The sequence below is a fragment of the Tenacibaculum sp. E3R01 genome (genome assembly GCF_003318185.1).
GTDB classification, from domain to species: domain Bacteria; phylum Bacteroidota; class Bacteroidia; order Flavobacteriales; family Flavobacteriaceae; genus Polaribacter; species Polaribacter halocynthiae.
Genome location: NZ_QOCC01000019.1, coordinates 349,735 through 363,333, shown reverse-complemented (window position 1 = coordinate 363,333; position 13,599 = coordinate 349,735). Strand labels below are relative to the sequence as shown.

The following is a 13,599-nucleotide window of genomic DNA, read 5'->3' as shown; positions in this document are numbered from 1 at the left end:
TTTCAAAAAGAAATAAAATTATTTTAACATGTATGAGTTATTATAAGCATGATGCTTTAGTGACTCTATAAACCAACTTAAAAACCAATAGTAATAATATGTATGTAGCAAAAAGAGATGGTAGAAAAGAACCTGTAATGTTTGACAAAATTACAGCAAGGGTTAAAAAAATGTGTTACGGATTAAACCAAATTGTTGATCCGGTAAAAGTAGCGATGCGTGTTATTGAAGGGTTGTATGATGGAGTAACTACTTCAGAATTAGATAATTTAGCGGCTGAGGTAGCTGCGACAATGACTACAGCTCATCCTGATTATGCAAAGTTGGCTGCAAGAATTGCTGTATCAAACTTACATAAAGATACAAAGAAATCGTTTTCAGAAACGATGATTGATTTATATGAATATGTAAATCCACGTACAGAAAAAAAATCTCCTTTGTTAGCTGATGATGTGTATGAAATTATCATGAAAAACGCTGATAAATTAGATTCTACTATTATTTATAGTCGTGATTTTAATTACGATTATTTTGGTTTTAAAACCTTAGAACGTTCTTATTTATTAAAATTAAATGGGAATATTGTTGAACGCCCACAGCACATGTTAATGCGTGTGTCTATTGGTATTCATAAAGAAGATATTGACGAAGCAATCGCTACATACGAATTAATGAGTAAAAAATATTTTACACATGCTACGCCAACATTATTCAATGCAGGTACACCTAAACCACAAATGTCATCTTGTTTCTTATTACAAATGCAAGATGATAGTATAGAGGGTATTTACGATACATTGAAACAAACTGCAAAAATTTCGCAATCTGCGGGAGGTATTGGTTTGTCTCTACATAATATTCGTGCAACAGGTAGTTATATTGCTGGTACAAACGGTACATCAAACGGTATTGTACCAATGTTAAAAGTATTTAATGATACTGCACGTTATGTAGATCAAGGAGGAGGAAAGCGTAAGGGTTCTTTCGCAATGTATTTAGAACCTTGGCATGCTGATATTTATGATTTTCTTGATTTAAAGAAAAATCATGGTAAAGAAGAAATGAGAGCACGTGATTTATTTTATGCGATGTGGATTTCTGATTTATTTATGGAGCGTGTGCAAAAAGATGCTGATTGGACGTTAATGTGTCCACATGAATGTCCGCATTTATTTGATAGCTATGGTGAAGAGTTTGAGCGTTTATATACAAGTTACGAAGCCGCTGGAAAAGGTAGAAAAACCATTAAAGCACGTGATTTATGGGAGAAAATTTTAGAATCGCAAATTGAAACAGGTACTCCGTACATGTTATATAAAGATGCTGCTAACCGTAAATCAAATCAAAAGAATTTAGGAACTATTCGTTCTTCAAATTTATGTACTGAAATTATGGAATATACTGCTAAAGATGAGGTAGCAGTATGTAATTTAGCTTCTATAGCAATACCAATGTTTGTTGGTGAAGATGAAAATGGAAATAAGTTTTTTGACCATGATAAGTTATTTAAAGTAACTAAAAAAGTTATTAGAAACTTAGATACGGTAATTGATAGAAATTATTACCCGGTTGTAGAAGCGGAGAATTCGAATGTTCGTCACCGTCCAGTTGGATTAGGAATTCAAGGATTGGCAGATGCATTTATTATGTTACGTATGCCATTTACATCTGATGAAGCTAAAAAGTTAAATCAAGAAATATTTGAAACTTTGTATTTTGCATCTGTAACGTCATCAATGGAAATTGCAAAAGCAAAAGAACCATATTCAACATTTAAAGGTTCACCAATGTCTGAAGGAGAGTTTCAACACAATATGTGGGGAATTAAAGAAGAGGATTTAAGTGGTCGTTGGGATTGGAGTAATTTACGTAAAGAAGTAATGGAGCATGGAGTTCGTAATTCATTATTGGTTGCACCAATGCCTACTGCATCTACTTCTCAAATTTTAGGAAACAATGAAGCTTTTGAGCCATATACTTCTAATATTTATACACGTAGAGTATTATCGGGTGAGTTTATTGTAGTAAATAAACATTTACTAGAAGATTTAGTAGAGTTGAATTTATGGGATAACAACATGAAGGAAGATATTATGCGTGCAAACGGATCTATCCAGCATATTGAAGAAATTCCTCAAGACTTAAAAGATTTATATAAAACAGTTTGGGAAATGAGTATGAAAGATATTATTGATATGGCTCGCCATAGAGGATATTTTATCGATCAATCTCAATCGTTAAACTTATTTATGAAAGATCCAGATTTTGGTAAGTTAACATCAATGCACTTCTATGCTTGGAAAAGTGGTTTAAAAACAGGAATGTATTATTTACGTACTAAATCGGCAGTAAACGCAAAACAGTTTACATTAAACATTGAGAAGAAAGAAGAAGTAATTGAAGATGATAAACCAATGAGTGCTTCTGAATTTAAAGCAATGGTAGACGCTTCTAAAAATGGAGCGCCAGACGATGATTGCTTAATGTGTGGATCTTAAAACAATAAATTATAAGTGAAAAAAAGAGAAGTCGAAAGGCTTCTCTTTTTTTAGTAAATTCGACAAATTTTATTCAAACAATGAACTGGGAGCAATTACTATCGTTAAAACGATTTGGAGATACACAAAAACGTGAGAGAGCTAAACAAGATGAAACTCGTTTAGGATTTGAAGTAGATTTTGATAGAATTATATTTTCATCAGCTTTTAGAAGTTTACAAGATAAAACCCAGGTAATTCCATTATCAAAAACCGATTTTGTACATACCCGTTTAACGCATAGTTTAGAAGTATCTGTTGTAGGTCGTACATTAGGTAGAAGAGTAGGAAAGGAGCTGTTAAAGCGTCATCCTAAATTAGTAGAATTAGGATATACGTTTAACGATTTTGGTGCTATTGTTGCGGGAGCTTCTGTAATGCATGATATTGGAAATCCGCCTTTTGGTCATTCAGGAGAAAAAGCGATAGGAGAATATTTTAAAACAGGAAAAGGACTTCAATATAAAGAAGCCTTAACAGAACTGGAATATCAAGATTTAATAGACTTTGAAGGAAATGCAAACGGTTTAAAAATTTTAACGGAGAGTAGAGATGGTGTTGAGGGTGGTTTACGGTTATCGTATGCTACACTTGGAGCTTTTATTAAGTACCCTAAAGAGAGTTTACCTAAAAAGCCAACCAAACATATAGTAGATAAGAAATATGGCTTCTTTCAGTCGGAAAAGACTGCTTTTCAAGATTTAGTTGAAGATTTAGGATTGAAGCAGAAAGAAAGTGCAGGAATCTCCTATTATCGTCACCCGTTAGCGTATTTAGTAGAAGCTGCAGATGATATTTGTTATACAATTATCGATTTTGAAGATGGTATTAACTTAGGTTTAATTGATGAAGATTATGCTTTAGAGTATATGATTAAGCTAGTTAAAAACACAATAGATAGCGCAAAATACCATTCTTTAAAACATAAAAAAGATAGGGTTAGCTATTTACGAGCGTTGGCAATTGGAGTTTTAATTAATGAGGCAGTAGCCATATTTTTAGAAAATGAAGAAGCTATTTTAAACGGAACTTTTGATAAAGGCTTGTTAGATAAATGCCAATATGAAGCTCAAATAAACGACATTATAAAAATTAGTGTTGCTAAAATTTATAAAAGCAAAGAGGTCGTAGAAAAAGAAGTAGCTGGATATAAAATTATTGCTGATTTATTAGATGTTTTTGTAACTGCTTTAAATAATAAATTTGAGAACAAACAGTCAAATTACGATACCTTAGTATTGAATTTGTTACCACAAGAATATCAGCAAGAACGTGAAAACTTATACGATAGAGTAATGCAAATATGTAGTTATATTGCTGGTTTATCTGATGGTTTTGCAATTCGTTTACATAGAAAAATAATGGGAAATATTGTTTAGGTGAAATTATAACTATATTAAAAATAACTAAATAAGGGATGAATACTGTTTTATTCATCCCTTATTTAATTTTATAAAGGAATGTTATTTAACCTTCTGTAAATAGCATCGTTAATCATTTTACTAAAGGTGTATTTGACATCTCTATACAAAGGCCAATTTTCTTCTTTTTTAGCATAAGCATCCAGTATATATATATCGGGATCTTCCTTGTCTTCATCTAAAAAGAAAATACTATACTGACTATCTAATTGATCAAACACAAAATAAGGTCTATCCATTTTGTAACCTGTGTACTCTAATGATTCTTCACAATCTTCTCTAAGTTGTTCAAAGTCATCCGATATTGCAACAATATCAAGTCCGTTTGACTCTCCAGCCAAAGTTAAAAACTCATTAAAAACCAAAGGGAATTCTTTGCCATCATTAAACTTATCGGAAAGGATCAAGGTATCTTCTTTTGAAAGCCCTTTATTTACTGCCCAAGATTCCCCAATCAAGTTTGGGTTATCTTTTAATTTTTGCATATATTTTAATTTCATCTTTATTTCTTTTTTAATTTTTTATTTCTTTTATAAATTTTATAATATTTCTTAATGTTCTTGTTAATAACAGGATACTTTATTTTTAATTCCTTAAACCCTTTTACAGATTCATCAGATTTCACAATGAATTTTACTTTTTTTCCGATAGATTTCAGGTATTCTTCTAACATTACAAATTCACGAGAACAACTTGAACAAGTAGCAAAAATATTACTGATTTCAATCACAAATTCATCTGCCTTATGAACATGGTTTTTTAGAAAGTTATACACAAATTTTATCTCACTATCGTATTTTCTGGCACGACCAGTTAAATCATAAGCTCCTGTAACAAATGTAATAAATTCATCATAGTTTTTAAATACATCAATGGTATTTGAAGGTAATAGGGGAGAGACCCCAAAAGTTGTTAGAATTTTATCTTTATCACCTGATAAAGAAAACTCGTTAACTTCATCAAGTTGTTTTCCATTTTCAAAAAATTTAATATTAAAATCGGCCTGGTTATGCCCTTTTACTAATCCTGGAAATTCATCTAAATGTTTTGTAAATAACCCTATAATTTCATCCTTAGTAATAGGAATTAATGATTTAGCTCTCCATAACCTTGTGGTTTCACTTACATTATAAATAAATTTTGGTCTAAAATCAATATAGTTTTTTAAAGTTTTTTCTAATTCTAACTCTGCTATATTTTCAATTTCTTTTAACAACACTTGTTTCCCTTCCGGAGTTAATAGGTTTTCGGGATCTTTAACAGATTTGTTTAAAAGTTTATTTAACTCCTTACGCTCTTTTAGAATACTTCTTGCACTGTTTTTAAGTTTTTCCCTTAAAAAAACTGAAACCTCTCCAGTCAGTGCCATCATTTCTAAATAAAAAAGGTATTTAGAAATACTTTTTCCTAACTCGGTACCATTAACGTTGGTAAGTTTTAACAAAGTGTTTACGGCTCCTGAGCTTACTTCTATTACACCAGCTACTGCCTTTGCTGTAGTTACTTGTTTGGTTTTATACAATAAGGTTTTCCCGTTTTTAAGGAGTTTTACTAAACGCCCTACTTTAATCAGATTACCAACACCTGATACAGTAGTTAGTATATCAATTCCATATTCTACTCCTGTCAATACATTTTCCCAAAAAGCCTTTTGGTCATTAGCGTATAATAAGAACGCAGGTAGCTTTGTAAAACGAGTGCCTTCTTTTTGATCTTTGTCTTTTAGTAGAAATGCAGGGTTTTTACCATTTTGTAATACCAATGGCGATTAGTTCTTACAACATTACAATATGTTATAACTGTATACTTTAGTAATTATCTTAATTGAGAGTTACTAAAGTTTTTTATAGTAAATTATAAAAAGTATTAACGATTTTTAGCAAACTTAATTAAATGTTTATACTGTCTCTTCAGAAACGGAATCCGAAAAATTAGCGCGCTAGCTGGGAGTCCAATTTATTTTAGTATATAATTGAAATATAGAAACTACCTTACAAGATGTTTGTAAAGTAGTTTTTATGTTTTTTTTGTTATTTACTCATACTTTTTATGAAAAGTGTTTTTCTTTATCAATGGTGATTAATACATAATCATTATGTGTTTCTATATAATCAATTATCGAGTCTTCTACTATATATATATATATACCATCATCATCATTTGTTTTTTTGATATAGTTTTTACCTTCAAGAGCTTTTTCAACCCAGTTTATAGCTTCAAATTGTGGATTTTTAAAACGAATTTTTAAAGATAATAAATAGCCTATAACCTGTTCATCTTCTACAAATTCTAAAGGATAAATATCTTGAGCCTCTCTAATATTAGTATTGCTAATAAGTGTCCTGTTTTTATTATCCCATTGCATCTGACCTGTTTCAATATGTGGGTACTCCCATGGGTATTTATCTTTAAAAATCCAAACTAATGTGCTTACAAAATCTTTTAATGTACATGTTAGAAGTTTATTTCTAAAATTTTCTCTATGAGGGAAATTTAAATCTAAATACTTAGGGTCCGAGTACTCATTCTTATCTAATGCATCTTTGTAACGAGATTCATAAAATAACCAATCTGTCAATTCTTTATTTGTAATCATACTTTTTATTTATATATAATATATTCAATTCTATCTTTTATTTTATTTAAAACAAACTCTTCTTCAAAAACATTAAATTTAGAAACTAATTTTTGCTTATCAGCATAACTTTGGGCGTTTATAAGATTTTTAACTGCAAATTTTGTTTTGGCTTCATTTAAATCTTTATACATTTTAGTTATCTCTTCTTTAGAAATTTTAGAACCAGATTTTAGTTTTAAACTGTATATAATACCTTTTGAATTTATGGCTCTTAATTCCTTTAATTGATATTTAAGAAAAGCTTTAATATCATCATCACTAAATCTAGTAAAATTAGGATGGTTATGAGTCATTATAGCTCCTTTTAAACTTAATCTTCTTTGCTTAGTCATTTTTGCTCCTTTTCCAAAAGCATCTCCAATAATTACACCATCAACTTCTCCTGAGGTAAATGGTTTTAAGTTTTTAAAATTTTTCTCAGTATTCCAAACAAAAGCATATTCTAGCTGTTTCTCTATATCTTCGATTAAATTTGCTTTTTTAAGAATTATTTTTTCAGCTTCTTTTAATACTTTTGGAGCATCATCAATAACTTTTGGAAGTATTTTCGAAATTTTTGCTATAAAAGAAGTAATTTTTAGTGGTTCATCGAATAGTTTTATAGAGTTTATCTCTTCAAAAACCTTATTCCTTAATCTTTCATCAATCTTTTCCTTTTCAACTAACTCATCTAACGACTTTGTAAAATTAGAGTTTTCTACAATTTCTTTTGCTGTTTTCTGTAGTTTTCCCTTTAAAAAAAACGAAACTTCACCAGTCAACGCTACCATTTCTAAATAAAACAAATATTTAGAAATACTTTTTCCTAACTCGGTATCATCAATACTAGTGAGATTTAACAAAGTGTTTACGACTCCTGAGCTTACTTCTATAGCCCCAGCTACTGCTTTTGTTATTGCAATTGCTGTAGTTACTTGTTTGGTTTTATACAACAATTTTTTTCCGTTTTTAAGGAGTTTTAATAAACGTCCTACTTTAATTAGGTTACCAACACCTGATACGGTGGTTAGTATATCAACTCCATATTCTACTCCGGTCAATACATTTTCCCAAAAAGCCTTTTGGTCATTAGCGTATAATAAGAACGCAGGTAGCTTTGTAAAACGAGTGCCTTCTTTTTGATCTTTGTCTTTTAGTAGAAATGCAGGGTTTTTACCATTCTGTAATACCAATGGTGAAAACGGATGGTAGCTGTATTGGTGTTTTTCTTGCTTTTCTACTATTATTTTTTGATTTCCATCTTCTCTTTCTATTGTTTTTTCTTCAAATCTACCTGTTTTTACACTAACAGAAATATCTATTAGAGGTTGGTCGCCCTTCCAGTTTATGGTAGCATTATCAGAATGAAATCCTAAAATTTTCTTAGATTGATATGCTAAAAGTACAGGGGTTTTATCAGTAATAGCTATTAATTTATTCGTTTTTGGGTTGATATTAGCATACGAACTACTTTTCCAGATACTCCAAATAAAATATACATAGGTTTGAAAATGCTCTCCATTTAAACCATCAATTAGCTTGTATAAAAGTATTTTTTTATCTGCTCTTAATAAGTTTTCAATAAAAAGATCGTTTATTTCTTTATTTCCAATGTCTTTTTCTTCTAGTACTTTTGAGCCGTCTATGGTTTTTGTTTTTTGCCTGTGTGTGTATCTAAAATAGAGTATTCGTAATGTTTTTATAATTAAATCTTCCTCATTAATACTTAAATAGTTTCGTATGTATCCTTTGGCTAACCCTTCTAGTAAATTCCAAAGAGAGTCAATATTAAATGCATAGTATAAGGGTTGCGCTAAATGATATACAATAGCTGCTTTATTATGTCGCTTGCTATTATTATACGCAGGAGCTATTTTTTCAATCAATTTAATTAGAAATAAATTACGCCATTTAGATTGAAAGTCTGTATACTCATTGTAATAGCTAAAAATTGTTTCGTTTAAAAATTGTAGTACCGTAGTTATATCTTTACAATAAATACGTAGCCCTATAAATTGGTAATCTTCTTCTGCCGGAGGTATGCTTCTTATTTCAGTACTATCTTTTTTATAATAATAGGATAAACAATAGCTAAAACCTGTTCCAAAGGATTTTGTAATAACAGGAAATTTATGAATCAAGCCACTTTTAGTGTTCGGAACAACTTTAATAGTATCTGCTATTGAATTTCCGTACACACTTGTATACTTATAAGGAACAATGGGGTAGCTTTTTAAATAGGAAAAAGCACTTGCTTGGTAAGCAGCATAGTTACTTAAGTTATTTAGGGTTGTTATTTGAATTGAAGTAACTAGAGTGTCTTCTTGATTTACATAAAAACCATATCCGCCATTATATAATTCATCTGTAATATTGAATTCTCTTATATACTCTTTTATTCCTTCTTCAGGATACAATGCTGAATCTTTTTGATAGGTGATAGGTTTGTAAAAAATACCTGTGGTATACTGTTGTTTTAAAAATGCATTATTATCCTTATTTAAATATATGGTTTGTGGAATATTGACTTCTTTGTGTTGTGATCCAAAATCGCGAAAAGACTGAGTACTTTCTTCATAAGTAGCATCTCGGGTTATTTTTTTAACCAACACTTCCTGATTCGTTTTCCCGTTGGAAGTCCCTACCTTTAAAAATTTAATTAAGTCTGTTATGGTTGTAATAGTGTTCATTCTCTTTCTTTTTTTAATTGAATAATCGATAACCAAACCCAATGTTATGGGTAGGTTGGCTAAATTGATTTACATTTAACCGATAGCTAGCAAACCATTTTCCTTTTCTATTGTATTGTATTCCTAAACTTAGGTTGTCAAACTTTTGTGCATTTCCTCCAACTTCAGAAAATAGATATAGTCCGCTTCTATAGGTTTTTGGATGTTCAATAGTTTTAGTAATAGTGATTTCTCTAGGAACCTTGAGTTTATAGGATAACTGACTGTCTAACAATTTTCCTTTTACCAAATCGTAACTATAAATTTCTACATCGGTATTGTTTAAAGTATCTCGGTATATTTTTGCTGCTACAAAATTGGTGGTGTCTTTTATAAAAATGGTGTCTTTTATAATTTTGGTAATATCTTTTTTATGAACATATACTTTTTTATACTTTATAGTTTGTACTTTAAAAGTGTCTATTTTAGGTTGCCAAATAGTATCTCTAACAATAGTTATTTTAGGTTTTTCTATTGTAGTTTTATTTGTTCTTCTTGAAAATAAATTGATAAGTAACAGCAATAATATGCCGACCAATATTATGCTATTGGTTTTGAGGTTTGTAAGCTTCATGATTTGTGTTTTATGATTTGAAAAAAAGTGTATGTTTTCTAAAGTGAAGAGTATTCATAGAAATAACATAAAACACGGAGTTTAAAAAAAGGAAAAAGAACCGCTAAAAGTATTGTTAGCGGTTAGACTTTGTTTTTTAGTTTATGGTGTGTAAACGTTGGTTTCAAAGGTTATTTGTGCCGATATTCCACCGTTCGTAAAACCTATACTACTCATAACAGTATCATTATCCATTTGTATAATTTTCATGTTATTACCAGTCGTTAATACCTTTAGCTTCCCTTTTTGGATATCTGTTAAATTTGACCCGATTAAAATGCGTATAATTCCTGCTGTAGATATGTGTTTGTCTGTAAATGGTAGGCTTATACTAAACTCTCCTGTATTACCATTAATCCCAGATGCATTTATATTTACAGTTACTATATTGCCTACCCTAATGTAATTGGCTCCTAAACCAGTAGCTGTATAATTAGCTCCTAGTCCATTAAAAGCTGGAGTGAACGTTCCTTCTTCGTAAAAATTTGTTGGAAGTGTGTTGCTGATGCTGGGTTTGTTTTTAATAAAATTAGGCTGTGAGTTATCTGTTTGATTCCAGTCTGATTGAATTTGAGTATTTTTCAAATTACTTAAATCCACAGTAAAAGTAGAATTGTCATCACGAGTAAAAGTAGCTATGCCATTAGTGTCAACTGTACCAGAAATTAATCTAGCCAAATTAGTGTCATCAATATATGGAGTTAAATCAATTTCTTTAACAGTTATACCATCTTTTAATAATGCTAATTTGTTTCCTGTAATTTCTGAAAAGGTGTATTCAGGAAATTTTTGTTCTGAGGTTACACTCACTTCACCAGTTTCATCAATAATAAACCTGCGGTTAGTCTCACCTTTTGGTTGTTTACTATCTACATAGCTATCTATTAAGTTTTCAAATTGTTTTTGAGTTGGTTTATCACCAGTTTCAAAATATGTTTTAATTGTTTTTTTATCTTGTTTCATTTTTCATTATGTTTTATAAGGTTGTTTTTTTCTTGAATTAAAGGAATTAATACGTTGATAGATTTATAAAGCTCACTAGCTTCAAAAAGTGAAAAAACCCCTTTAGATTGTGAAAATTCAATTCCATTTATCAAACTATTTAATGCTTTTTTTTGCTCTTTTTTCATTGATTTTATATTAAAGTAGTTGTTATGTTACCTGAATTATCTATACTTAATCTATATGATTTATTACCGTCAGGAGTTTTTAGAATTAAACCTTTACCTATTCCAGTACTTATATAATCTCCAGCTGTGGTTACTTCTTTTATACCTGAACTTCCCAAAACTATTTGATCTGATTTGGTTGGTTGTGAATAGGCGCCAATAGTAGTAGTGTTGTTATAAGTATATTGAGGGGTTAACTCATGTGTTCCTGTATTAGTAGAAGTAATAGACTGATAACTTTCTATAGTGTTAGGGTCTATTATTTTAAATTGATAAAGACTTGAGTTATTAAAACTTCCTAATTTAGAGCCTGAAACATTATTATATCTTAACATAATTAATTTACCTGGGGTTCCAAACCCATGAGATGTGATTGAAATTCTGTTTTGAGAGTTATCTACATTGGTAGAGTTAAACTCTTGTTTATTAGGTAGGTAATCTTGAAAATTAGAAAAAGAATTGTTTCCTAAAGCATTGTTGTTATCTCCTTGGTTGTAAATTAATGTTTGATTTCCTATACCGTTAGATAAACTTCCTAAATTGTAAAATAAAGAGTTATATCCAATACCTAAAGAGGTTTCACCTTTGTTTTTTTGCATAGCATTATAGCCAATACCTATTGCGTTAATCCCTTCATTATATCGTAAAGATTTATGTCCAAGAGCAATACTATTATTTCCTTTGTTAAACTGAAGAGCATAAGATCCAAGTCCATTTGAGTCATGACCAGAATTTTCAGATAAAGTACCTAGCCCTATCCCGTTTACGTTATTTCCTGTGTTATTTGACAATACGTTCGCTCCTATTCCAGATGATTCATTTCCTGAATTGTTTAATAAAGCGTTAATACCAAAACCATTTGTATTTGAGCCAGTATTGTTTTGACCAGAAGAATAACCGCTAAATATAGAGTTGTTACCAGTATTAAAACGCCCCGCTTCTCCACCTATTCCAATAGTATAGTTTCCTGTGTTGTTTGTTAAAGCATAATGTCCTATACCTAGGCAGTTTACACCTCTGTTGTTTTTTATGGTTTCTTCACCAAACCCTAAGCCAAATGTTGTTATAAAGTTGTTTGTACTATTTAAATATTCTGTTTGTTTCCTTATTAAAGGTAGTCCACTTTGAGTGGATAGAAGACTAATTTCATGTTTAGAAAACCCACTATTAATTTCTTGTTTACCAATTTTTAAAGTATGCTGACCTAAATCCACATCTTTTGTAGCACCTGTATATGGAACCCCTACATTCAAATTACTTAAATCTACAGTAAAAGTAGAGTTGTCATCACGAGTAAAAGTAGCTACGCCATTAGCATCAACTGTTCCAGAAACTAAGCGAGATAAATTCGTATCGTCTATGTATGGAGTTAAATCTATTTCTTTAACGATTTCACCATCTTTTAATAAGGCTAATTTATTATTCGTGATTTCTGATAAGGTATATTCAGGTGTTTTTTGTTCTGAAGCTATACTTACGTCTCCAGTTTCTTCAATTACAAACCTACGATTAGCTTCACCAGTTGGTTGTTTAGTATCAATGTAGCTGTCTATAAGGTCGGAATATTGTTGTTGTGTTGGTTTGTCACCAGTTTCAAAATATGTTTTAATTGTTGTTTTATCTTGTTTCATTTTTTATTGAATTGATTATTCATAAATATGGCTAGCAAACACTATATGTTTGCTCAGCCAAATATTATATTAGTAAGCTGTTTTCTTTTTGTAATTATATTAAGTATTTGAAAACCAACTTAATATTAAATTTCTTTAGTTGGTTTGTATCATTAATATTGCAAAAAACTCATTAAACCCGGTAAGTGAACCAATGCTATGTAAAGAGGTAGAATTTGTTTGAACTTTATAATCTTGCATGCCAGTCGGACCACCACCGCCACCTCTAAAGTATTGAGTGGTTTGAATTGTATATGGTAACTGAGATGTAATTATATTGTCGTCAGAACTCCCAGTTAAGTTAAAACCAGAAATTAACATAAACTTCCCTTCTAATTTTATTTTAAGATAACTGGCAGAATACCCACTGTTTAATGGAACATCTACCCAGTCTGTGTACGTATGAGTATGTAGTAAATTGTTTTCGGTATTTAAAACTACATCATGAAATTTAGTAGAGTAAGTATTATCATAACTTTTTTTAGGTAATTGACCAATAGAAGAACTGTCATTTGCAAATTGTGTTAAATCTAGCTCTTTTATTACATTTCCATCTTTAATAATAGAAAACTTATTGTTAACTATGTTAGATAGTGAATATTCTGGTATTGCTTGTTCAGAAGTTACATTAACATCTCCAGTTTTATTAATAACAAATCTTCGGTTTGCTCCACCAGTTGGTTGTTTAGCATCAATGTAGCTGTCTACTAAATCGGAATACTGTTCTTGAGTAGGTTTGTCACCAGTTTCAAAATATGCTTTTAAAGTTTCTTTGTTTTGTTTCATTTTTTACTTTTTTATCGGTTTATTAAATTTTTTTTCTGATAAAAAAGAGGCGCTAAA

11 protein-coding genes are annotated in these 13,599 nt (G+C 30.2%); 2 read left to right on the top strand and 9 right to left on the bottom strand.

Annotation, left to right across the window (positions count from 1 at the left end):
• Nucleotides 1-98 precede the first annotated feature (98 nt).
• Complete coding sequence (locus DS884_RS06855; protein WP_093869578.1) at nucleotides 99-2,498, top strand: ribonucleoside-diphosphate reductase subunit alpha; 2,400 nt, start codon at nucleotides 99-101, stop codon at nucleotides 2,496-2,498.
• Nucleotides 2,499-2,578: 80 nt separating this feature from the next.
• A complete protein-coding gene (locus tag DS884_RS06850) occupies nucleotides 2,579-3,916 on the top strand; it encodes a deoxyguanosinetriphosphate triphosphohydrolase (protein ID WP_113786233.1) in 1,338 nt (445 codons plus the stop codon).
• A gap of 71 nt (nucleotides 3,917-3,987) precedes the next feature.
• Here the strand turns inward: DS884_RS06850 and DS884_RS06845 are convergent, their stop codons facing one another.
• The 9 genes from DS884_RS06845 to DS884_RS06810 form a co-directional block, all read right to left on the bottom strand.
• The gene (locus DS884_RS06845; RefSeq protein ID WP_147239381.1) at nucleotides 3,988-4,416 is read right to left on the bottom strand and encodes a hypothetical protein; all 429 of its coding nucleotides are present in this window, start codon (nucleotides 4,414-4,416) and stop codon (nucleotides 3,988-3,990) included.
• Nucleotides 4,417-4,460: 44 nt separating this feature from the next.
• Nucleotides 4,461-5,720 carry a hypothetical protein gene (locus DS884_RS06840; RefSeq protein WP_113786231.1) on the bottom strand — a complete coding sequence of 420 codons (1,260 nt, stop codon included), beginning with the start codon at nucleotides 5,718-5,720 and terminating at the stop codon, nucleotides 4,461-4,463.
• Nucleotides 5,721-6,005: 285 nt separating this feature from the next.
• A complete protein-coding gene (locus tag DS884_RS06835) occupies nucleotides 6,006-6,554 on the bottom strand; it encodes a hypothetical protein (protein WP_113786230.1) in 549 nt (182 codons plus the stop codon).
• Between the two features lie 5 nt (nucleotides 6,555-6,559).
• Nucleotides 6,560-9,265, bottom strand: coding sequence for a hypothetical protein (locus tag DS884_RS06830; protein ID WP_147239380.1), 2,706 nt, complete (start codon nucleotides 9,263-9,265; stop codon nucleotides 6,560-6,562).
• A 13-nt stretch (nucleotides 9,266-9,278) separates the two neighbouring features.
• Nucleotides 9,279-9,878, bottom strand: coding sequence for a hypothetical protein (locus DS884_RS06825; protein ID WP_113786228.1), 600 nt, complete (start codon nucleotides 9,876-9,878; stop codon nucleotides 9,279-9,281).
• 141 nt (nucleotides 9,879-10,019) lie between these two features.
• On the bottom strand, nucleotides 10,020-10,880 hold the full coding sequence (locus tag DS884_RS06820) for a hypothetical protein (protein ID WP_113786227.1): 861 nt from the start codon (nucleotides 10,878-10,880) through the stop codon (nucleotides 10,020-10,022).
• Nucleotides 10,877-11,047: a hypothetical protein gene (locus DS884_RS18415; protein ID WP_158530823.1), complete on the bottom strand. Its 171-nt coding sequence runs from the start codon at nucleotides 11,045-11,047 to the stop codon at nucleotides 10,877-10,879. Before DS884_RS18415 ends, DS884_RS06820 begins: the two co-directional genes overlap by 4 nt.
• Before the next feature lie 5 nt (nucleotides 11,048-11,052).
• Nucleotides 11,053-12,717 (bottom strand): hypothetical protein, encoded by a 1,665-nt coding sequence (locus tag DS884_RS06815; protein ID WP_113786226.1) that lies wholly within the window; start codon nucleotides 12,715-12,717, stop codon nucleotides 11,053-11,055.
• A gap of 135 nt (nucleotides 12,718-12,852) precedes the next feature.
• Nucleotides 12,853-13,542, bottom strand: coding sequence for a hypothetical protein (locus DS884_RS06810; protein WP_113786225.1), 690 nt, complete (start codon nucleotides 13,540-13,542; stop codon nucleotides 12,853-12,855).
• Nucleotides 13,543-13,599: the final 57 nt, after the last annotated feature.

Bases quoted from the DNA above. Each gene is read 5' to 3' on its own strand.
- DS884_RS06855 (WP_093869578.1), top strand. From the start codon at position 99: ATGTATGTAGCAAAAAGAGATGGTAGAAAAGAACCTGTAATGTTTGAC.
- DS884_RS06850 (WP_113786233.1), top strand. From the start codon at position 2,579: ATGAACTGGGAGCAATTACTATCGTTAAAACGATTTGGAGATACACAA.
- DS884_RS06835 (WP_113786230.1), bottom strand. From the start codon at position 6,554: ATGATTACAAATAAAGAATTGACAGATTGGTTATTTTATGAATCTCGT.
- DS884_RS06830 (WP_147239380.1), bottom strand. From the start codon at position 9,265: ATGAACACTATTACAACCATAACAGACTTAATTAAATTTTTAAAGGTA.
- DS884_RS06825 (WP_113786228.1), bottom strand. From the start codon at position 9,878: ATGAAGCTTACAAACCTCAAAACCAATAGCATAATATTGGTCGGCATA.
- DS884_RS06820 (WP_113786227.1), bottom strand. From the start codon at position 10,880: ATGAAACAAGATAAAAAAACAATTAAAACATATTTTGAAACTGGTGAT.
- DS884_RS18415 (WP_158530823.1), bottom strand. From the start codon at position 11,047: ATGAAAAAAGAGCAAAAAAAAGCATTAAATAGTTTGATAAATGGAATT.
- DS884_RS06815 (WP_113786226.1), bottom strand. From the start codon at position 12,717: ATGAAACAAGATAAAACAACAATTAAAACATATTTTGAAACTGGTGAC.
- DS884_RS06810 (WP_113786225.1), bottom strand. From the start codon at position 13,542: ATGAAACAAAACAAAGAAACTTTAAAAGCATATTTTGAAACTGGTGAC.